The 20,233-nt window shown below is 58.6% G+C and carries 18 protein-coding genes and 1 pseudogene; 11 read left to right on the forward strand and 8 right to left on the reverse strand.

Annotated elements, in window-relative coordinates:
• Positions 1–61: 61 nt before the first annotated feature.
• From B3527_RS02020 to B3527_RS16885, 6 genes are all read left to right on the forward strand, one after another.
• Positions 62–2,371 carry a Tex family protein gene (locus B3527_RS02020; RefSeq protein ID WP_290479512.1) on the forward strand — a complete coding sequence of 770 codons (2,310 nt, stop codon included), beginning with the start codon at positions 62–64 and terminating at the stop codon, positions 2,369–2,371.
• Positions 2,372–2,643: 272 nt separating this feature from the next.
• Positions 2,644–4,638 carry a TonB-dependent receptor domain-containing protein gene (locus B3527_RS02025; RefSeq protein ID WP_290479513.1) on the forward strand — a complete coding sequence of 665 codons (1,995 nt, stop codon included), beginning with the start codon at positions 2,644–2,646 and terminating at the stop codon, positions 4,636–4,638.
• Between the two features lie 122 nt (positions 4,639–4,760).
• Positions 4,761–5,411 carry a MotA/TolQ/ExbB proton channel family protein gene (locus tag B3527_RS02030; protein WP_290481651.1) on the forward strand — a complete coding sequence of 217 codons (651 nt, stop codon included), beginning with the start codon at positions 4,761–4,763 and terminating at the stop codon, positions 5,409–5,411.
• The gene (locus B3527_RS02035; protein WP_290479515.1) at positions 5,389–5,790 is read left to right on the forward strand and encodes an ExbD/TolR family protein; all 402 of its coding nucleotides are present in this window, start codon (positions 5,389–5,391) and stop codon (positions 5,788–5,790) included. Before B3527_RS02030 ends, B3527_RS02035 begins: the two co-directional genes overlap by 23 nt.
• On the forward strand, positions 5,787–6,167 hold the full coding sequence (locus B3527_RS02040; protein ID WP_290479516.1) for an ExbD/TolR family protein: 381 nt from the start codon (positions 5,787–5,789) through the stop codon (positions 6,165–6,167). The genes B3527_RS02035 and B3527_RS02040 overlap by 4 nt, the downstream gene beginning before the upstream one ends.
• A 137-nt stretch (positions 6,168–6,304) precedes the next feature.
• Entirely contained in the window at positions 6,305–7,012 is a 708-nt protein-coding gene (locus B3527_RS16885) for a cell envelope integrity protein TolA (protein ID WP_366007995.1), read from the forward strand.
• Between the two features lie 27 nt (positions 7,013–7,039).
• Here B3527_RS16885 and B3527_RS02045 read toward each other — a convergent pair whose 3' ends face one another.
• A complete protein-coding gene (locus B3527_RS02045; protein WP_290481842.1) occupies positions 7,040–8,503 on the reverse strand; it encodes a DUF2271 domain-containing protein in 1,464 nt (487 codons plus the stop codon).
• A gap of 182 nt (positions 8,504–8,685) precedes the next feature.
• On the opposite strand from B3527_RS02045, the gene B3527_RS02050 reads away from it, so the two are divergent.
• Positions 8,686–9,483 (forward strand): DUF4198 domain-containing protein, encoded by a 798-nt coding sequence (locus B3527_RS02050; protein ID WP_290479518.1) that lies wholly within the window; start codon positions 8,686–8,688, stop codon positions 9,481–9,483.
• Between the two features lie 30 nt (positions 9,484–9,513).
• Positions 9,514–10,023 (forward strand): EF-hand domain-containing protein, encoded by a 510-nt coding sequence (locus B3527_RS02055; RefSeq protein WP_290479519.1) that lies wholly within the window; start codon positions 9,514–9,516, stop codon positions 10,021–10,023.
• Positions 10,024–10,381: 358 nt separating this feature from the next.
• Here the strand turns inward: B3527_RS02055 and B3527_RS02060 are convergent, their stop codons facing one another.
• From B3527_RS02060 to guaA, 4 genes are all read right to left on the reverse strand, one after another.
• A complete protein-coding gene (locus tag B3527_RS02060) occupies positions 10,382–11,773 on the reverse strand; it encodes an alginate export family protein (RefSeq protein ID WP_290479520.1) in 1,392 nt (463 codons plus the stop codon).
• A 45-nt stretch (positions 11,774–11,818) separates the two neighbouring features.
• Positions 11,819–12,229 carry a hypothetical protein gene (locus B3527_RS02065; RefSeq protein WP_290481644.1) on the reverse strand — a complete coding sequence of 137 codons (411 nt, stop codon included), beginning with the start codon at positions 12,227–12,229 and terminating at the stop codon, positions 11,819–11,821.
• Between the two features lie 75 nt (positions 12,230–12,304).
• Positions 12,305–12,640: an ArsR/SmtB family transcription factor gene (locus B3527_RS02070; RefSeq protein WP_290479522.1), complete on the reverse strand. Its 336-nt coding sequence runs from the start codon at positions 12,638–12,640 to the stop codon at positions 12,305–12,307.
• Positions 12,641–12,739: 99 nt separating this feature from the next.
• Complete coding sequence (gene guaA, locus B3527_RS02075) at positions 12,740–14,302, reverse strand: glutamine-hydrolyzing GMP synthase (RefSeq protein ID WP_206990582.1); 1,563 nt, start codon at positions 14,300–14,302, stop codon at positions 12,740–12,742.
• Positions 14,303–14,400: 98 nt separating this feature from the next.
• On the opposite strand from guaA, the gene B3527_RS02080 reads away from it, so the two are divergent.
• Positions 14,401–15,447, forward strand: a complete 1,047-nt coding sequence (locus B3527_RS02080) for an aspartyl/asparaginyl beta-hydroxylase domain-containing protein (protein WP_290479523.1) — start codon at positions 14,401–14,403, stop codon at positions 15,445–15,447.
• 1 nt (position 15,448) lies between these two features.
• On the opposite strand, the gene B3527_RS02085 is transcribed toward B3527_RS02080, so the two are convergent.
• Positions 15,449–16,753 carry an RsmB/NOP family class I SAM-dependent RNA methyltransferase gene (locus B3527_RS02085; RefSeq protein WP_290479524.1) on the reverse strand — a complete coding sequence of 435 codons (1,305 nt, stop codon included), beginning with the start codon at positions 16,751–16,753 and terminating at the stop codon, positions 15,449–15,451.
• A gap of 72 nt (positions 16,754–16,825) precedes the next feature.
• Positions 16,826–17,728 carry an NAD(P)/FAD-dependent oxidoreductase gene (locus B3527_RS02090; protein ID WP_290479525.1) on the reverse strand — a complete coding sequence of 301 codons (903 nt, stop codon included), beginning with the start codon at positions 17,726–17,728 and terminating at the stop codon, positions 16,826–16,828.
• A 95-nt stretch (positions 17,729–17,823) separates the two neighbouring features.
• On the opposite strand from B3527_RS02090, the gene B3527_RS02095 reads away from it, so the two are divergent.
• Entirely contained in the window at positions 17,824–18,432 is a 609-nt protein-coding gene (locus B3527_RS02095; protein WP_206990586.1) for a GNAT family N-acetyltransferase, read from the forward strand.
• Between the two features lie 63 nt (positions 18,433–18,495).
• On the opposite strand, the gene guaB is transcribed toward B3527_RS02095, so the two are convergent.
• Positions 18,496–19,953, reverse strand: a complete 1,458-nt coding sequence (gene guaB / locus B3527_RS02100) for an IMP dehydrogenase (protein WP_206990587.1) — start codon at positions 19,951–19,953, stop codon at positions 18,496–18,498.
• A 73-nt stretch (positions 19,954–20,026) separates the two neighbouring features.
• On the opposite strand from guaB, the pseudogene B3527_RS02105 reads away from it, so the two are divergent.
• Positions 20,027–20,233, forward strand: a pseudogene (locus B3527_RS02105) (hypothetical protein); the annotation flags it as partial.

Consider the following 20,233-nt stretch of genomic DNA (forward strand, 5'->3'; position numbering starts at 1 on the left):
ATCGCTTCGGCTTACCACCTCTTTTTCTGGAACTGTCTTAATTACGAAGGCCCAAGTGTTCATGCCTGCAGTCAAGCTGTCTGAATCCGCCGCTTCCTTTTCCATCGCTCAAATAATTGCCCGCGATCTCAGCGTCCGCGAAGCGCAGGTTGCGGCGACGATTGCGCTCATTGAAGAGGGCGCGACCATACCTTTCATCGCACGCTATCGGAAGGAACGTACGGGCGGCCTGGACGACACTCAATTGCGGCAATTGGCAGAGCGCTACACCTATCTGACAGAGCTACAAGCAAGGCGTGAAACAATCCTGTCGTCCATTGGTGAGCAGCAAAAACTCACGCGCCCGCTTGAGCGTGCGATCTGGAATGCTGAAACCAAGGTTGAGTTGGAAGACCTGTACCGACCATACAAGCCGAGACGTCGAACGCGGGCGACAATTGCACGTGAACAGGGGCTCGAGCCTTTGGCCGAAACACTCCTGAAATGTGCAGGCGATCCTGAAAAACTGGCTGTTGCCTATGTTGATAGTACCAAGGATGTGGAAACGGTATCGGCAGCTCTCGAAGGTGCCCGAGACATTCTGATCGAACGAATGGTCGAAACTCCATCCATCGTCCGCCACGTCCGGGAAAAGGTCTGGGAGGCGGGTGAATTGAGTTCACGGCTGGTCAAAGGCAAACAGGCTGACAAATTTCGGGATTATGCGGACTTCGCTGAACCGCTCGAGAAAATGCCGTCCCACCGCGCTCTCGCAATGTTGCGCGGAGAGAAAGAAGGCGTACTGAAAGTCGGGGTCGGAATCCAGACACGCAAGGCTGATACGCCGCGTCAGGCAATCGCTCGAATCTGTCAGGAATTTGGCATTAACGCATCGGGTAGCATCGGTGATCGCTGGATGCGGGAAACCGCCGAAAAGGCTTGGTCGACCAAGCTTGCCAAATCCGGTGCCTCTGACTCGCTGGCCCGTTTGAAGGAGCGTGCCGAGGCAGAAGCGATCCAAGTATTCTCCAACAATCTCAAGGATTTGCTTCTCGCCGCGCCGGCCGGAAAGAAAACGGTCATGGGCATTGATCCCGGCATCCGAACCGGGTGCAAGATTGCCGTAGTCGATGCGACTGGCAAATTGCTCGATACCGCCACCATTTATCCTCATGCGCCGCGCAATGATCGCGCGGGCGCACTGACCATCATAACGCGACTTGCCGCCAAGCACGGCGTGGATCTTGTCGGCGTTGGCAATGGCACAGCCGGCCGGGAAACGGACGCTCTGGTTGCTGAGTTGGGTAAGGCAGCACCGGAGCTGAAACCGGCCAGCATCATGGTGTCGGAAGCCGGCGCCTCCGTCTATTCGGCCTCACAGCTAGCTGCTGACGAGTTTCCGAATCTGGATGTCAGCTTGCGTGGGGCAATTTCCATTGCACGGCGCCTTCAGGACCCGCTGGCCGAACTGGTCAAAATCGAACCGAAAGCGATTGGCGTCGGCCAGTACCAGCATGATGTCGATCAGGCTGCACTCGCCCGCTCGCTCGACGCGGTTGTGGAAGACTGCGTGAATGCGGTTGGCGTCGACGTCAACACAGCCTCCGCTCCCCTCCTCACGCATGTCTCCGGACTTAACACGACGCTGGCCAGCAACATCGTCGCTTTCCGCGACGAGAATGGACCGTTCTTGACACGCAAACAGTTGAAGAAAGTCCCGCGCATGGGCGCAAAGAGTTTCGAGCAATCGGCTGGATTCCTGCGCATCGTTGGAGGCAAAGACCCGCTGGATGGATCCGCCGTACACCCGGAGTCCTACCCAATTGTCGAACGCATCGCCAAGGCAACGAAACAATCAGTGAAGTCCCTGATCGGCAACAAGGCAGTCCTGTCACAACTCAACCCAGCTGACTTCGCTGATGCGACATTTGGCGTTCCTACAATCCGGGACATTATCGCCGAACTGGAAAAGCCAGGCCGCGATCCAAGACCTGACTTCCAGACCGCGAGCTTCCAGGAAGGCGTCAACGAAATCGGCGACCTCAATCCCGGCATGAATCTGGAAGGCGTCGTGACAAACGTCACCGCCTTTGGCGCCTTTGTAGATATTGGCGTTCATCAGGACGGCCTCGTTCACATATCTCAACTGGCAGACCGCTTCGTGGAGTCACCGCGCGACGTGGTCAAAGCTGGCGACATTGTGCGCGTTCGCGTGCTGGAAGTGGATATAGACCAAAAGCGGATCAGCCTGAGCATGAAGTCGTCCGCCGACTCGCAAGCGGGCACGCGTCCCAAACCGGCGCCCAAGGCGCCACCTCGGAAAACTCCCGAGCCGGCAGCTAAAGAGACCACGAGCAGCCCATTCGACGTGCTGAAATCTCTCAAGCGCTAGCCCACTTGCATAACGTATTCGAAAGTTACCCCTCCACTCCAATTCGCAACATGTCAGCCCCAATCCCTCATTGACTGGCAGGGTTGCCGCCAGATGGCCGGCATATGAGTGAACATCTGCCTCCAGGCAGATAGGCCGACACCCCGAATTGGCAGGTGACGATCTAAAAGACTCATTTTGCGAATAATTTTCATTTGCAAAGCAGATCACCACGCGCTATCCCGACCCCACATTGCGACTGAGTTGCATTAACGCATTATCTGGAGGGGTCCATGAACCACATCGTAAACCGTAAAACCGCCCTGTTCGGGGCCACAGCGATCGTATCGATCATTATGCTTCAGGCACCAGCCTCCGCTCAGGAAGACGCGAACACTGACAGTGAGGAGTTCCTCGGCACGCTGACGCTCGGCGAGAGTAAAAGGGAAGTCCAGACCGACACCGCCACACCAGTCACGGTCGTCGATCAGGAAGAAATAGAAGACCGCCAAGCTGGCACTGTTGCGGAATTGATTGACTCCGTTCCTGGCGTCTCCCTCGTAAACGGCTCCACCCCGATCGGATCCGGGATCAATATTCGTGGCTTTGGCGCCAACGGCACTTACGGAACTGACCAGAAAGTAGCAATTCAGGTCGATGGCGCGAGCGTGGGCTCGGAAGAACTCTATCGTATTGGCACCCAGCTTTATACCGATCCGTATCTCTACAAGAGCGTCGAAGTGATCCGCGGGACTGTCGGAAGCTTTGAGTACGGATCTGGTATTATCGGTGGGGTTGTGCGCCTTGAGACGATCGATGCGTCAGACCTCACGGGCGGCGAAACGGGGCTCGCCTTCCGTCAAACCCTCGGCGGCGCAACCAATATGGACGGATTCAACTCCTCCAGCACGCTCGCAGTCCAACCCACGGAAAACCTTGAGCTCCTTGCGAACTATTCCTGGCGCGAGCAACACAATCAGGAAGATGGTAATGACAATGTCATTGAGAACAGCGAATTTGAACTGCCCTCCTATCTGCTGAAGGCCCGCTATACGGTCGGGGACCACAGCATGCGCGCCAGCTATACCAATTCTGAGACAACCGAACGGGACAAACCATACGACTCCTTCGGTACGACCGGCGGCGCATTTGGAAATGTGGATCGTGACACCAAGTCCGAAACGATATCGCTTGCCTACAATTTCAATCCTATCACGAATGATTTGGTGAACCTTGATGCGGTGTATTCCTACGCCAATCAGGAAATTGATCAGGAATGTATTGTCGGCAGTGGCCCGTTCGGATGCTTCGCCACGGTCGATGCCGACCATCGCTACGAGACAACGAAGTTCACCGTGAAGAACACAGCCTATATTGAAACAGGCGCTCTGGTGCATGATTTGCGCACGGGCATCGAGTTCATCCAGAAAGAACGTCTTGATGCAAATTCGGCCCCAGGCGGTGAAGACAATCGCATCGCCCTGTTCGTAGTCGACCAGATCGACTTTCTGGATGGATGGACATTCGCACCAGCCCTTCGGTTTGAAAGCTCAGAAGTCGAGGGGACCCTCGATGATGGCAGCGCTGCGAGCTATGACAATGACGCGCTCATGGGCGGGGCATCGCTCCGTTATCAGTTTGACAATGGCGTTGCCCTCTTCGGAAGCTATGCTTACACGGAAAGCCTCCCCATTCTCGATGACCTCGAGAACGAGGTCTATATGAGCCAGCCAGAGATCGGGAAGACTTATGAGTTCGGCGCATCCTACGACCTTATCGGTGTCCTTGGACAGGATGATACGCTTTCCATGAAGGCCAATTATTATCACACGGATCAGGAAGATAACACGTCTTACTCAGGTGTGGACTCGATCGAAATCCAGGGGCTGGAGCTTGAAGGATCGTACGCCCGCCGCGACGGCTACTATGCTGACCTCAACGCCAATATCGTTGATGCAGAACAGACCCGCACAGACAGCACCGTCGCGGATTGGACGAATGCTCCAGCCAACACGCTGCGCCTCACGCTCGGCAAGCGCTTATCGAGATTGGCCGATCTGTCCAGCGAGTTCGTGCTGGCAGATGAAGCAGACCGCAATGGCACGACGACCCCGGGCTTTGCCACTGTCAATTTGCGCGCAACGATCACTCCGCAGGAAGGTGTCCTGAAGGACACATCCTTCCGCTTCGGGTTTGAAAACCTGTTCGATCATAATTACACGCCGCTCCTTTCTACGCGTCCGGCGGCTGGGCGGAACATCAAGTTCACGGTGTCGAAAGCCTTTTAGACAGTACCCCACCGATGCGAGCACCATGCGCGGCTGCCAACAGCTGCATGGTGCTCGTAACAATTCTCCAAACATTCCCGCAGCGAACTGAGTTTCAAAGCGAAATCTGATTGGAAACGCGCATGCTCACGATGTTTCAAAACTTATATGATGTCGGCGGTCCCATCCTTACCATCCTTCTGCTTGCATCCATTTTCACGCTCGCCCTGACAGGCTTCAAATACTGGCAATTTCGGTCGGATCAGATCGGACGCCTGAAGCCGCTCAAATCGGCCATCCGCTCTCTGGACGCTGGCGATGAGCAAGGTGCATCGGATCAGCTCCGCGCATCGAAACATTGGCTGGCGAACATTCTTCTGTCCGCTTTGCCGCTACGCGGGCGAGAAGGCCTTGTTGCCCGACTTGAAGCCGAAGCCGACCTCGCGTTGCAACCCTATGAAGGTGGCTTTCGCGTCCTTGATACGATTGCTCAATTGGCCCCCCTGCTAGGGCTTCTCGGAACGGTGCTGGGGATGATTGAGGCGTTCCAGGCCCTGCAATCTGCGGGATCACAGGTAGATCCGGCAGCCCTTGCTGGCGGTATCTGGGTCGCCCTGCTGACCACCGCCGCAGGCCTCTCCGTCGCCATGCCTACATCCATTGCGCTGTCCTGGTTTGAAGCTCAGACTGACCGCGAACGCGCTTTCGCCGAGCATGCATTCACAGTCCTCGTTACACCGGAAACGCGCGCGACGTCAGCCAGAGAAATAGTTGCTGCTGGATATGGCACTTAAGCGCACCCGCCCACGCCGTCGCGCGTCGATCACGTCCCTTATCGACGTGATCTTTCTGCTGCTGCTTTTCTTTATGCTGGCTTCTAGTTTCTCAAAGTTTTCCGAGGTCGAGATAGCCTCAACCACTGCAGCCGCCGGTAAGACCTCCGACAACCCCATCCTTATACTAACCGTTGGGACTGATACCCTTCTGCTGGACGGAAAGGCGGTCCCGCTGAGTCATCTCGCTTACAGGCTCGAAATACATGAAAATGATGAAAGCGTACCGACAGTGGCGGTGAAGTTAACAGACGATGTTACCACGCAAACACTGATTGATGTCCTCGCTGAACTGAAACGTACGCCCTGGATTGAGGTGCTCGTGGTGGAGCCGACATGAAGCGTAGCAAACTGCAAACCCGCCGCGATCCCGTGATCTCACTGATCAACATCGTATTCCTGATCCTGATCTTCTTCATGATTGCAGGAACGCTCGCCTCCCCACCTGATCCATCTGTAAGATTTGTTCAGACCCAAGATCTCGAATGCTGCGTCCCTCCAGACGCGGTGTCGATCGACAAGACCGGTCAACTACGCCGGGGAGGCACTCCGGTCAGCCTGGAGAGTGTTCTCGACAGCCCGGCGGCAGATACGTCTTCCCTACGCCTTCTTCCCGATCGCGAACTGCCAGCGGTGCAACTCCTCAAGCTGGTGAAAGAGCTTCGAGCGAGCGGTAGGACCAACATCATTGTCGTGACGGAGGACACCACAGGATGACGAAAGCGAATGTGGTCAAATTCTCGATTGCGCTGTCAGCAGCGGCAGCGGCCCACTTGAGTGTGTTGGCGTATACAGTCCCTCACGCTCCGCCGACATTGGTGGCAGGAAACAGCTTCGGCGTGCAGTTTGGAACAATGGCCTCGTCGACAAATGCCTTCCAGCACGAAGCCCCGCCATCGGACGAACCTGAACCAAGCCCAGCACAATCAGAACAGCCGCCCGCCACCCGCTCCTCACCGTCACCTCAATCACCGGAGGCAGCCCCCAAAGTCGAGAAGACAGCTCCGGACGAGCCCAAATCCGAAACTCTCGTTGCAGACGCTGACCCGCTTTTGCCTGAAGAAAACACTAACGAGCCGGCCGTTGTAGACCGTCAAGTCAAGCCGGCAGCTCAGACAGCGCCAACCACGGCAGTTTCCTCTGCGACCTCAGCGGCACCCCAGACAGAACCCGCCGAGTACAAGCCAGCTGGCAACAACTCACACCGAAAAGCCAAAACGTCTGTCAATGCGAATAGTCCAGCTACCAAGGAATCTGGCGGCGACTCTGCTGCAAGCGCAAAGTCCCCAGCAGCAGGAAATTCGGAGCATTCGAACTATTCGGGAGAGGTGATGAGACACTTGTCCCAACTGCGTAGACCGCGCGCTTCCGGTCCCGGATCCGCTCATATTCGATTCACGGTTTCCCCTCGTGGTACGATCAAACACATTGAAGTCTCCCAAAGCTCTGGCTCATCCAGGTTTGATCGTCAGGCCTTGATCTTTGTGAAGAAAGCATCGCCATTTCCCGCTCCGCCAACTGGCATCAGCCACAGCTTTACTGTCGAGATTGAGGGGTCTTGAGGATATTCCGAGGGAACAACTTGAAAATCAGTACGTCGAGCCAAACCGAACCGAAACGTGTCCAAGCTCATTCCCAGGCTCAATCTCGTGATTGAACGCATCAGCAGAAAGGGTGAAAGTAACGCTCTCATGCTGATGCTCGCCATGTTCGCGAGCAGCTTCAAGATGCAAGATGTACTCGCCTGGACCAACTGTGTGGCCATCATCTGTCCGGCCATCCCATACAAGTTTGTATTGTCCGGGGCGCCGGGTTGGACCTGAGATCGCATCGACAAGGCTCCCGGCCTTTCGGCCAAATCGTCGGTGCCAGTAATAGTTCTCCTCCATCCAGCGCGCTTGTTGACCGGCAAGCATGAGAATCCGCACCAAATTTCTGTCTTTGTCTGCAATCCATACCGCCACATAGGGGCGCTCATAGTCTGCAATATCTTGATCGGGAATCTCGAACTCAATGGAAAATTCATAGCCCGTCGGCCAGCTTGCCTCTATCTCGCTGGTCGCCTTCCCCTCAGGCTTCAAGCCACCCCAACCTGAAGTCTGATGATGTCTTTCATCCTCCGTCACGATCTCCGCTTCTACGCCCGGCAGACTCTCCACGAGATTCAATCCTCTCTTGAGGTCCATCACCAGGAGTGCCGTTGCAAGTGCGTCTGCGGTGATGGCATCTGACGCATAGACCGTCGCCGTGAGAGCGTGAAAGACTGGCCAGCCATCTGCGGGGGATATGACATGGCTATAGGGCTGCCCCCCAACCATACGATCACGAGGTCCCGAACCGCTTGTTGCGACTGCCCCTTCATTTATCTGCACACGGCCTTCTAACGCTGATCCGCCTTCTCCAAGCTCAGAGCCGCGGGTGATCGCGACGGCCCATTGTCCGTCTTGAGGGCCTGCGCCCCAGGTCCGTATGTCACCCCCAATGTTCATCAACAGTCCTGAGACCTTTGGGGACGCGGCAATGGCCGCCTCGACGGCCGTGTCCAGAATATACCCCTTTGCCAAAGAATCGGTAGCGAAAATCACCTCATCCGGTCGGTTGACGGTTCCCTTCCCTGCATCAATTTCAACACTGGCGCGCCGTATCTCTCCAGCAGTTATTCGCATGGCGGGACGGTTTGGCAACTTGTTCTCACGTTCGGCGACGGCCCATGTATCGATCAAGCTGCCAATACGACAGCTCAGCGCATTCGACGTTTGCATCCGATAGGCTTCACAGCGCTCCAGTACACGAACCATGTCGTCAGTCACTGTCGTGTCGCTGGAGCGATTTAGACGCGATATCTCGCTGGAGTTGTCATATGTGCTGAATACGCCGCGCAAACGTTCGATCTCCTTGAGAATCGCCTCCTCTGCCTTGTTGGCATCTATCTCTGAGGGGGCATTCACAACAATATCCAGGGAGGTTCCGAGAACATGATCATGATGTCGTTTGAACATATCCGCCGTCGCGACACCGGGTAACATGGTCACCAGAACGGATGTCAAAGCCATGCCTGACAAGGTCTTTCGCATCGAAATCTCCGTGGGTTGAGCGTGCAGACGCGCTGACTGCACTTAAAAGGCGCTGAGCACGACGCCCGCAGCAAAAACCAAAAATCTCTACTTGCAACTAAATCGCATTCTCAGTACATGCAAGTGATAATTATTCTCAATAACGTGACTGAGGGGTCTTTATGACAATTTTGAAATTTGGTGCAGCCGGAATCTTATCGGCTACCACGCTTTGCGCAGCCGCTTACGCTCATACATCTTTTATGTATCCCAATGCATTCGTCACGACGGAAGGCGATCACGTCACTGTGCAGGCATCCTTTAGTGAGGACCCCTTCGTGCCAGAGATCGCCGTTCTTTCGGAGGACTATCATGTCATTCTTCCGGATGGCTCGCGGGAAGACTTCAAGACCCTAACCCAGTTGCGCCAGGTGGTTGTTCTTGAAAGTGATCTGGACACCGAGGGAACCTATCGATTTACCACCGGTGTCCGCTTGGGTCGAAAAAGCAAGAAGGCCCTTGTTGATGGTGAATGGCAGGCGGTTTTCGGACCCGATGCGGAAGTTCCTCAAAATGCAACCGAGGTCATCACCAGTCAGACCGAAACGGTTGCTGACGTCTATGTGACGAAAGGAGCTTCCACGTGGGAGGCGGTCAACTTGCCAATCGGCCGCTTGCTCATCACGCCCGTCACCCACCCAAACGAGATTTATCTAGGAGAGGGATTTGAATTCAAGCTCCTCTTCGATGGCCAGCCGCTTGCCGGCCAATCTGTGGAAATCAAACGGCAGGGCGGAACTTATGAAACGCCGAAATACGAACGCCATGTAGAGGCAGATGACTCCGGAATCGTGAGCCTGTCTTTCGACAAGCCAGGCAAATACCTCCTCATGACCCGTCACGCAGTTGACGCGCCAGAAGGCGCAGAGACTGATGAACGCAGCTACACAACCTCCCTGACTTTCGAAGTTGCTCGGTAAAAAACCTTCCACCAGAACGGAAACCCAAACATGAAATCCATTTACCCGGTCTTGTTGACCCTGGCGCTCGCGCCTCTCACCGCGTGTGCCACCCATGACACCAAAGCGTCGGCTGAAGCCGAGACTGCAAGCGCGGCCGCAGTCACGCCTGAGTCCGAAACTCCACGTCGCTCAGCTGACGGACATAGCAAGGATGCATTCTTCCAAAAGTATGACCTCGATGGAGATGGGCAAGTCACCGAAGCCGAATTCATGTCAGAGCGCGCGAACGGCTATCTCAGACGCGATGCCAACGGAGACGGAAATGTCCAGTCTGAAGAATATGTTTCCGAGTATGAAACCCGCTTGCTCGAGCAACTTGAGGCACAGCGCAAACGCCAAATCGACCAGGCAGATTTCCGGTTTACCGTGCTTGACACAGACGAAGATGGAAATCTCTCGCTCGACGAATTCCACGCCTCCGGCAAGCGCATGTTCTCGACCCTCGACACGAACAAGGACGGATCGGTCGACGATCTGGACAACAAAGATAATTACTAGTCCAGACAGTGCTGAACAAAAACAACCAACCCTCTTGCTGGAATCCAATGGAAGGAGGCGCCTGCCCCCTTCCATTGGATGGCATCCTGACGATTTCCTATTTCGAGACCCGCAATCGCTTGAATTCGCCATCGTCTGAATCGTAACCGGGTCGATCCGCCGTCGAAATTGACGCAAATCCACACCGAGGAATGTATTGCGACCAACTTCTGCACACTCGGTACCCGCCAGACGCAAACATCCCGCGAGCTTGAAGTCCTAGAATAAAAACATACCGAAGACATTTACATGCATGCTGACCCGATGGGAGCGCTTCCCGGACGACGAGATAGCATTCAAATCTGTCCAGGATGGCTCCCTAGAAGGTAAAGGTAAGTTGTGCGTATCCGAACAGTGTCTCGTCCCCATCTGGACCACCCGGTACGTCTTTGGCAAACTCGCCATACATCAGGGCGGAGGCACCGAGTTCCAGGCGGAGACTGTCCGGCAGCACCCAGTAGCGTGCCCGCCCGTCCAGCGTGTGTCCGATGAAATCGCCGGATTGGCCGGACGGATCCCGCAGCTTGGCAATGACCCAGCTGTCAGTCTTCGACGCCAGATGCGCCGCATGATAGTAGAAACGGGCGTCCCATCGGGCACCCGGTTTCACTTCCACCCGAAAGCCCGGCGCATTCAGATTGGCGGGAGTCAGAGGCCCGTGAATGCTGGTATTGTTGAGATCGGTCCGCCGGGACCCGAACAGGCGCTCATGCTGGTCGTAATTGAGGTCAAACGGGTCTTCGTCGCCGCTGGCATGATAATATTCCAACGCAAAGCGCGGCTGCCATGGCGTATCGAATGTGTACCCGACCGCGGCAAACAGCATGGAGGCCTCCACCTCAAGGCTTTGCGTGTCCATTGGATCGTTTGAGGCGTAGCGGCTGCCGCGTCTCAGGGCGCCTTCTAGGTCAATGTCCCACTGTCCGGAAACAGGCTTCCGGTACAGACGAAAGCCCGGCGCGAAATAGGACCTGTCAGGCGTCGGGAAGTCGCCGGAATCCCGCTCTTCCAGTCCGTAGGCGAACACTTCGCCCCAGAGGCCTGGCGCCAAAGCCGGCAAGATATCCGCGCGGCGATAATGCACGCCCCAGATGCGCCGCTCCCACTGTTCCTCATCCCCTGACAGTTCATTGTCATCCAGCGCAGGCCGCGCATCCGGATAGCGCGCGGTCGGCACGACATAGACCAGATGGAGTTCGTCCCCGCGCTCAGCCGTGGAGACGAAATGCGCGCCGGTATAGCTCTTGATGACATTGGCAAAATCAACGCGCTCGATCTGGCGTTTCGAGCCGATGGAGACCGTTTGCCGCCCAAGGGTCAGCTTGCTGGACGACCCCTCTCCGAAGACGCCCGGCAACTCGTCGATGCGGGTATAGAGCTGGAGAAGGTCCAGCGGATTGGCGATGCTGCTGGAGAGCGGCGTGCCGGCATCGGCCAGATAGGTCCGGCTGTCCTGTATCTCGACCCCGAAAGAGATCGGCCCGGTGTCTGCTTCAGCCAGCAATAGGCTGCGGAACAGGAGCAATTGGTCGCCGCCCTCACCGCCGGCCCGAAACTGCCCCTGCAGCGTCTCGTAGCGGACGCGGGTCTCACCCTTGAGCGTCAGCCAGGCCGGAGTGTCTACGGCATCCCTGAGCCGAAAAGCCTCCTCCGCCTCGGCGACAGAGCATATGTGCGCCATCAGCGCGAAGGCCCACAAAATTCGTCGCATATTCTCTCCCGCTTCGCGCCCGAGTCACGTTGCGGTTCTAAAACATTATTTGACCGAGAATTGAAGTGTTCCACTGGTCTCAGCTGGAAGAATTGTCTGGCAAATCCCGCTTTCAAACGCGCCGAACGGGCATGTCAGGCCTTCCTCCATCAGTTTCAAGGTGACCGGCGAGGCCCCGGTCTGATAGGTGCAGGCGGCGGTTGAGACATCGCGCACAAACAACATGTCCGTACTGGTTGACCCTCGCCCCTTCACGCTAGCATTCGCCTCACCCCGTCCGGTGACCGCGACACAGTCGATATCCCAGTTTCCAGAGCCGCTTGCGCGCAGCTCCAGGTCACCGGTTGTGGCAGAAGTTTCGGCCGGTGCCTGGACCGGGTCCGGCGCGCCCGCGCAGGCCGCCAGTCCTATACCGGTCAAAGCGATTATAGCGTACGTCCTCAGTCCAGTTCGCATATCATCCTCCCGTGCGACTCTGGAAAGACCTTAGCGTGATACAGACTTTATTTCAATATTCTGCCGAATATTGATTTAACAATTTATTTTCGATTTCCTGGCGAGCGGATCACACACTTCTGGATGACCGTGACAGCAATTGTCGACCAGCACCGAGAGCAACTGGTTCACGCCGTCAATCCTGGCCGTATAGATCATCCGGCGCCCGTCACGCACGACGCTGACCAGCCCGGAATTAACCAATATGTTGAGATGTCCCGACAGCTTGTTAGGCGCGACGTCCAGATGTTCGGCAATGGCGCCTGCCTGCAAACCTTCCGGCCCCGCCTCCATCAGGGCCCGGAACGTCAGCAGCCGGGTCTCCTGCCCAAGCGCGGAGAGCTGTTTCAGCGTGTCGGTCAGATCAGTCATACGGGCGATTCTACCGAGTTTGGGCCGCGTGTACAGAGCGGCGTGAAATGGACTCTCAGGACAACAGGCCGAGAATAACCGTCACTCAGGGCAAAGTCACTATTCCCACTCGATCGTGCCGGGCGGCTTGCTGGTCACGTCATAGACGACGCGGTTGACGCCTTTTACCTCATTGATGATGCGGGTCGCGACACGGCCGAGGAAGTCGTGCTCGTACGGATAATAGTCCGCCGTCATACCATCAGTGGAGGTTACCGCGCGCAGGGCCAGCACGGCCTCATAGGTGCGTTCGTCCCCCATCACGCCGACCGTGTTGACCGGCAGCAAAACGCTGAAGGCCTGCCAGATTTCGTCGTACAGTCCCGCCTTGCGGATCTCGTCGATATAGATCGCGTCCGCCTTGCGCAGCGTGTCGGCCTTCTCGCGCGTGATCTCGCCGGGAATGCGGATCGCGAGACCCGGTCCGGGGAATGGGTGCCGCCCGATAAAGCTCTCCGGCAAGCCCAACTCACGGCCCAGCGCGCGCACTTCATCCTTGAACAACTCACGCAGCGGCTCGACCAGTTTCATGTTCATGCGTTCCGGAAGGCCGCCAACATTGTGGTGGCTCTTGATCGTCACGCTCGGCCCGCCAATGGCCGAAACGCTTTCGATCACGTCCGGATAGAGCGTGCCCTGCGCGAGGAAATCCGCGCCACCGATCTTCTTGGCTTCCTCGTCGAACACGTCGATGAACAGGCCGCCAATGATCTTGCGCTTGCGTTCGGGGTCCGAGACGCCTTCCAGCTTGCCGAGGAACAGGTCCGATGCGTCCACATGGACAAGCGGGATATTGTAATGCTCGCGGAACAAGGTCACCACCTGCTCGCTCTCGCCCTGCCGCATCAATCCGTGGTCAACATACACACAGGTCAGCTGGTCACCGATGGCTTCATGGATCAGCACGGCCGCAACCGAGGAATCCACCCCGCCCGACAGGCCACAGATCACCCGGCCCTTGCCGACCTGCTCACGGATCTTCTCGATGGCTTCGGCCCGGTAGGCTGCCATTGTCCAGTCGCCCTTCAGGCCCGCGACGCCATGCGTGAAATTGCGCAGCAATTCACGCCCATGCACCGTGTGCACGACTTCCGGATGGAATTGCGTGCCGTAGAATTTGCGTTCGGGGTCTGAAATGATCGCATAGGGCGCGCCCGGCGATTTCGCGATTACGCCAAAGCCCGGCGCCATCTCGGCAACATGGTCGCCATGGCTCATCCAGACTTGTTCGCTGTCACCCGAATGGAACAGGTCTGACAGGATCGGGTCGTCCACGACCTTCTCGATGAAAGCCCGGCCGAATTCACGGCTCGTGCCGCTTTCTACCTTGCCGCCCAGTTGCTGCATCATGACCTGCTGGCCGTAACAGATGCCAAGCACCGGCACGCCGAGTTCAAAAATCGCATCATCGGCGCGCGGGCTGTCGTCCCATGTCACGCTGGAAGGTCCGCCCGACAGGATCACGGCCTGCGGATCATACTCACCGAGAAACGCCGCATCGACCTTGTTGAAAGGATGGATTTCACAATAGACGCCGCTCTCGCGCAGGCGTCGTGCGATCAGTTGCGTCACCTGGCTGCCGAAATCGACGATGAGGGCGCGTTCGTGTCTCTGCTCAGTCATGGCGCCCGATAGCCGAGCTTGAGGGATTCGTCCACAGGCTACGGGCGGTTCCCGCGTCACTATTGACGCTGCGACCGAAACTGGACGACGATCAGGTCATGACTGACACGACTTCACTCAGCCAGTTGAAACAGGCTGCCCTCGACCGGGCCCGCGCCGGAGACTGGAACGGAGCCGCCGACACGCTGCACACCGTGCTGGCACAATCCCCGAACGATCTTGGCAGCCTGCTCTTGCTCGGCGATGTCAGCCATTCGGGCGGCAATATCCAGGCCGCCAGTGACGGGTATCGCGCCGCACTCGCCCTCGCCGGCCAGATGCCGAACCTTCCCGCTACGGTTCAGGCCGGCCTGCGGCGCGCCCAGACCCGGCTCGCCGATTATGCCTCGGACTATGCCGCCCGGCTGGACGGTCTGATCCCGCCTACCGAGCGCTCGGCCCGGTTCAACCAGTCCCTCGACATCCTGCTTGGACGCCAGCCCGTCTATCTCCAGGAACCACGCCGCTATTATTTCCCCGGCCTGCCCCAGATCCAGTTCTACGACACGGCTCAGTTCGACTGGGTGCAGGATATGGAAGACAGAACCCCTGACATACAGGCCGAACTCCGCACCGTCCTCGCCGAGGACCAGGCGAGCTTCCGTCCCTATATCGAGCGCGGCGCAGGCCATCTTGGCGGACAGGACCATCACCTGCTCGACAATACAGACTGGAGCGCCTTCTATCTCTGGAAAGACGGGCAGAAGATCGAAGCCAACTGCGCCCGTTGCCCGATCACCACGGCCGCGCTGGAACGCGTCCCGCTTGATTTCGCAGACGGCAAGTGCCCATCCGTCCTGTTTTCGGTCCTGAAGCCCGGCGCGCACATCCCGCCGCACAATGGCATGGTGAACACGCGCCTGATCTGCCACCTGCCGCTGATCGTGCCCGGCCCGGCCTGGCTACGCGTCGGCAGTGAGACGCATCACTGGCAAGAAGGGCGCATGGTCATCTTCGACGACACGATCGAGCATGAAGCAAAGAACGAAGCGGACGAGACCCGCATCGTGCTCCTGTTCGATGTCTGGCGGCCCGAACTGAGCGAACAGGAACGGCGCGAAGTTGCCACCCTGCTGGGGGCCATCGACAGTTTCAGCGAGAGCTGACCTAGGCCCGCCGCAAGACCGCAAAGAAGAAGCCATCCGTGCCGGCCCGGCGCGGCGTCAGGCGCACGCTGCCGGTGGGGCCGCGATATTTGCGCACGAGCGCTGCGCCCTCTTCAGTCAGCAGACCGGAAGCAATGGCAGACTCTGCCGCGTCTTCCTCGGAAAACTCGGAATGCGCCGCCAGGAACTTCGCCACACGGTCTTCGTCTTCTTCCATCAGAAAGGAACAGGTCGCATAGAGCAGACGTCCGCCCGGCTTCACATAGGCACTCGCGGCGGCGAGGATTTCGTCCTGCTCGCCCATACGCTTTTCCAGCTGGCGTTCTTTCAGCCGCCACTTGGCGTCCGGACGCCGACGCCATGTGCCGGTCCCCGTGCAGGGCGCATCCACGAAAACGAGGTCCATCTGATCGGATAGGTCTTCCAGCTGAGTCGGCTCGCTCGGATGCACCAGTTGCACATTGTGCGCGCCGGAACGTTTGAGGCGCGGGATCAGCGCCGACAGACGCCGCCCGTCAATGTCATAGGCAAATATCTGGCCTTTGCCCTGCATCTGCGCGGCCATGGCCAGCGTCTTGCCGCCACCCCCTGCGCAATAATCCATGACTTGCTCGCCCGGCTGGGCATTCGCCGCTGCAGACGCGATCTGGCTGCCCGCATCCTGCACTTCGACCCAGCCCTTGGAATAGGCCGGAATGCTCTCCAGAGAGGCTTCGCGCTCGCTCGGGTCGCGGGCGGGAATGTTGAACGCGTTGAGCAATAGCGGCGATGCTTCGGCTTTCGCGCTGCGCAGCGGCTGGGACGCTTTCTCGGCATCCACTTTCAGCGTGTTGACGCGGAGGTCCACATCGGCGCGCACGGCCATTGCCTGTGCCTCGACAGCGGCTTCCTCGCCGAACACACGCGCCATCATGGGCGCCATCCATTCGGGATAGTCGCCTTGTACATGCGGCGGCGCGACCGGGTCCGGGGCCATGACGAGGCGCTCGCGCTCCTGCAGGGTCAGCTTGGCGGGCGCATGGTCTTCATCCATGGCCGAGTCGATTTCCTTGATATTCCAGCCCCAGGCATGTGCCAACGCGCCGAGGATCAGGCCGCGCGGACTGTCATCGCCCATCGCATGCGCAATCGAATTGCGCTTGCGCAGCGCGTCCAGCACGAGGCCGCTGACCCATGCCCGGTCTTTCGATCCGGCATAACGCGCGCGCTTGCCCCAGTCCCGCGCAGCCGATTTCACCGGCTGGTGCCGGGTCAGCACGTCGTTCAGCACGTCTATTGCCGCTGCGATGCGTCCGCCATTGCGCATGGGATTTGCCCCTCAAGTCTCTGCAAACCGCCCTGTTACCCCGCAAAATGGGCAAGGGAAACCGGCAATAGCTTAACCGGCGGTCTGAATCACATGCGCCGCCATGGCGCGGCCACTCTCGACCGCATCACTCGCGAGCCGTCCGAGCGCCCAATCTCCGCCGGCGATCAGCCGTCCATCGGCACTCGCGGCAAAAGGCATCCCGAGCGGCGTGCGCACGCGTGCATACCGCCAGCGATGGGCGGCCAGGTAGTCAGGTTCGCCAGGCAAATCCACCTGCTCCCGGACGGCTTCCAGCAACCGCGCCGCCGCGTCATCCTTTTCCAGTTCCAGATTCTCTGCGCTCCAATCCGGGCTCGCATGCACTGTCCAGCGCTCGAGGCCCGTCTGGCCCGGCTTCGCCAGCATGGGGATCGCTTTTGCAAGCCCGCCGCCGAGCGTGAGAACCTCCTGCTCCAGCCCGGTCGGGTCTACAAAGGCCATCAACAGCGTCCAGAGCGGCGACATGTCTGCTTTGGTGATCTGCGCTGACAGCGTGGCATCCGCCGCAGTGAGCGTTGCAGCCTGTATGGGCGGAGCCGTCACGATCACCCGGTCAAAGACACCCAGACCTACGCCCTGCTGGTCGCTCAGCCTCCAGGTGTTTTCCGCGCGGATCAGCGGCTGAACTTCCACTGATTTGCGAATATCCAGTCCGCCAGACATCGCTCGGGCGAGCGCGCTCATGCCGGGCAGCCCCGTCTGGCGCATCTCGACCGGTGCGCTGTGCCAAACCTCACCGCCGCCCGGCACGCTGGCTGGAACCCCAGGTGCACCATGGTCAATCGGCCCGATATCCGTGCGACGCGTCGCCAGACGACCGCCCAGTCCGCGGCTCTTCTCGAATATGACCGGTGTCATACCCGTCTCCGTCAGTGCCCGTCCGGCGGCGAGCCCGGCCAATCCTGCTCCGATGATTGCGATCCTGTCCGTCATGCCGATTCCCTGTATCAATTACAGTTCAAGCTAGGGCGCGGTCTGGCCAAGTCCCGTAAATAGTGGCTGGATAGCGTGGCTGGAGAGGTAAATTGATGCTCAAACTGGACCTGCCACCGCAGGTGACGACTGCAAGCCCGGCTGACTGGCGACAGATCGGCGACATCACGGCTGAAGCATTTTCCGAAGATCCCATCAATCGCTGGATATTCGGCACCGACGCCGCCATCCGGGCGACCTTCCGACAGCTGGCGCGAGACATGTATCTTCCTGAGGGTATCTGCCACCAGATTGGCGATGATGCCGCCACGATGTGGGCCCTCTCCGAAACGCGGCATGGCCTGACATCACTCCAGACCTTCCGGCTGGTCCTTTCACTTCTCAGCAAAGGATCAAAAGGGACTGTGAAACGGGCGCTGAAGGCCGGCGAGATCATGCAGCAATATCATCCGACCGAACGCCACCTCTACCTCTTCACCATCGGCACACGGAAGGCTGCGCGTGGCAAAGGCCTCGGCAAGACGATATTGCGCCCCATGCTGGACGCTGCCGACCGCGCGGGCCTGCCCTGCTATCTGGAAAACTCGAACCCCGCCAATTCCGGCTTCTATATGAGCCACGGCTTCGAACGCATGAAACTGTTCGAGGTCGGAGAAGGCTCACCGCAGATGGAAGCTATGTGGCGGGACCCATTGGTTCAATGAGGGTCTCATCCTGAGCGAAGTCGAAGGACGAGGCCCGACTCGCATCAAGCTCACCCAATCGGCCTACCCCCTGCTTAGCGAATAATTCGGGCTTTCCCGCGTCATCTGCACGTCATGCACATGGCTCTCCTGCAGCCCCGCGCCGGTAATCTGGACGAATTCGGCCTTCTCGTGCAGCTCGTCGATCGTCTTGGCGCCGACATAGCCCATCGCCGCGCGCAGGCCGCCCACCATCTGGTGGATGATCGGACCGAGCGGACCCTTGAACGGCACCTGGCCCTCAATGCCTTCCGGCACCAGCTTCTCCTGCGCCGCGTCCTTTTGGAAATAACGGTCGGCCGAGCCGCGCGCCATTGCGCCGAGGCTGCCCATGCCGCGATAGGCCTTGTACGAACGACCCTGGTAGAGGAACACTTCGCCGGGCGCTTCCTCGGTGCCAGCGAACATCGAGCCCATCATCGCGGTCGAGGCCCCGGCGGCGAGCGCCTTGGCAAAGTCGCCCGAGAATTTGATGCCGCCATCGGCAATCACCGGCACGCCGCTCGCCTGCGCCGCATTCGCGCACGCCTCGATGGCCGTCAATTGCGGCACGCCAACCCCGGCCACAATCCGCGTCGTACAGATCGAGCCCGGCCCGATGCCGACCTTCACCGCATCCGCGCCCGCATCGATCAGCGCCTTGGTCGCTTCGGCGGTCGCCACGTTCCCGGCAATGATCTGAACGGAATTGGATATCTTCTTCGCCCGCTCAACCGCCTGCGCGACAGAGATCGAATGGCCATGCGCGGTGTCAATGATGACACAATCCACGCCCGCCGCGATCAGAGCTTCGGTGCGCTCGAACCCGGCATCGCCCACGGTCGAGGCCGCCGCGACGCGCAAGCGACCGGCGGCGTCCTTGGCGGCGTTCGGGTTCACGGCCGCCTTGTCCATGTCTTTCACGGTCAGCAGGCCGACGCAGCGATTATCGTCATCCACGATGACCAGACGCTCGATCCGATGCTTGTGCAACAGGCGCCGGGCTTCGTCGTTCGGCGTGTCCATTTTCACGGTCACGACCTCTTTCGTCATCAGGTTTGCCACCGATTCCGAGACGTCATCGGCAAAGCGCGTATCACGATTGGTGATAATGCCGACGACCTTGCCGCTCTTGTCCACGACCGGCACGCCGGAAAAGCCCGTGCGCTGTTTCAACTCGACCAGATCACCAAGGCTCGCACTCGGCGAGATCGTGACGGGATTCATCACCACGCCGCTCTCATATTTCTTCACCATGGCCACTTCACCGGCCTGCTGTTCGATTGAGAGATTGCGGTGGATCACGCCGATACCGCCGGACTGCGCCATGGCAATCGCCAGGCGTGCCTCGGTCACCGTGTCCATCGCCGCCGAGATCAGCGGAATGTTCAGCGGAATGGCTTTGGTCAGGAAGGTGGAGACGTTGACGTCAGCGGGCATGACCTCGCTGGCCCCGGGCTGGAGCAGCACGTCGTCGAAGGTAATGGCTTGCCGGATTTTCATGTGGGGAGCTCCCTTTTTGGCCCAATAAGGGAGTCGCGAGCCTTTGTGAAGTCCCCTCCTGAAAATCCCTGCAATGTGCGAGCTTTTCGCAGAATATGGCCTCAGCTTCGACCGAGGTTTCCTGTCATCTTTCGATCCAGCCAATGTGACCCTGCCGGAATTTCTTCATCCGGTCCGCGATGTCGCGCTGGCCTTGCCGCGCATTCTGCCAACAGGTCGCGTCCGCGCCCATCTCCAATCCCTGCCCGCCTGTCTTGCCGTGCCGATCTGGCAGATCGGA

Origin of the sequence: Hyphomonas sp. UBA4505, assembly GCF_002388685.1 — a bacterium.
In the GTDB taxonomy this organism is placed as follows: domain Bacteria; phylum Pseudomonadota; class Alphaproteobacteria; order Caulobacterales; family Hyphomonadaceae; genus Hyphomonas.

What these genes read in the sequence shown, in the direction of transcription:
- B3527_RS02020 (WP_290479512.1), top strand. Translation starts at nt 62, where the DNA reads ATGCCTGCAGTCAAGCTGTCTGAATCCGCCGCTTCCTTTTCCATCGCT.
- B3527_RS02025 (WP_290479513.1), top strand. Translation starts at nt 2,644, where the DNA reads ATGAACCACATCGTAAACCGTAAAACCGCCCTGTTCGGGGCCACAGCG.
- B3527_RS02030 (WP_290481651.1), top strand. Translation starts at nt 4,761, where the DNA reads ATGCTCACGATGTTTCAAAACTTATATGATGTCGGCGGTCCCATCCTT.
- B3527_RS02040 (WP_290479516.1), top strand. Translation starts at nt 5,787, where the DNA reads ATGAAGCGTAGCAAACTGCAAACCCGCCGCGATCCCGTGATCTCACTG.
- B3527_RS16885 (WP_366007995.1), top strand. Translation starts at nt 6,305, where the DNA reads ATGGCCTCGTCGACAAATGCCTTCCAGCACGAAGCCCCGCCATCGGAC.
- B3527_RS02045 (WP_290481842.1), bottom strand. Translation starts at nt 8,503, where the DNA reads ATGGCTTTGACATCCGTTCTGGTGACCATGTTACCCGGTGTCGCGACG.
- B3527_RS02050 (WP_290479518.1), top strand. Translation starts at nt 8,686, where the DNA reads ATGACAATTTTGAAATTTGGTGCAGCCGGAATCTTATCGGCTACCACG.
- B3527_RS02055 (WP_290479519.1), top strand. Translation starts at nt 9,514, where the DNA reads ATGAAATCCATTTACCCGGTCTTGTTGACCCTGGCGCTCGCGCCTCTC.
- B3527_RS02060 (WP_290479520.1), bottom strand. Translation starts at nt 11,773, where the DNA reads ATGCGACGAATTTTGTGGGCCTTCGCGCTGATGGCGCACATATGCTCT.
- B3527_RS02065 (WP_290481644.1), bottom strand. Translation starts at nt 12,229, where the DNA reads ATGCGAACTGGACTGAGGACGTACGCTATAATCGCTTTGACCGGTATA.
- B3527_RS02070 (WP_290479522.1), bottom strand. Translation starts at nt 12,640, where the DNA reads ATGACTGATCTGACCGACACGCTGAAACAGCTCTCCGCGCTTGGGCAG.
- guaA (WP_206990582.1), bottom strand. Translation starts at nt 14,302, where the DNA reads ATGACTGAGCAGAGACACGAACGCGCCCTCATCGTCGATTTCGGCAGC.
- B3527_RS02080 (WP_290479523.1), top strand. Translation starts at nt 14,401, where the DNA reads ATGACTGACACGACTTCACTCAGCCAGTTGAAACAGGCTGCCCTCGAC.
- B3527_RS02085 (WP_290479524.1), bottom strand. Translation starts at nt 16,753, where the DNA reads ATGCGCAATGGCGGACGCATCGCAGCGGCAATAGACGTGCTGAACGAC.
- B3527_RS02090 (WP_290479525.1), bottom strand. Translation starts at nt 17,728, where the DNA reads ATGACGGACAGGATCGCAATCATCGGAGCAGGATTGGCCGGGCTCGCC.
- B3527_RS02095 (WP_206990586.1), top strand. Translation starts at nt 17,824, where the DNA reads ATGCTCAAACTGGACCTGCCACCGCAGGTGACGACTGCAAGCCCGGCT.
- guaB (WP_206990587.1), bottom strand. Translation starts at nt 19,953, where the DNA reads ATGAAAATCCGGCAAGCCATTACCTTCGACGACGTGCTGCTCCAGCCC.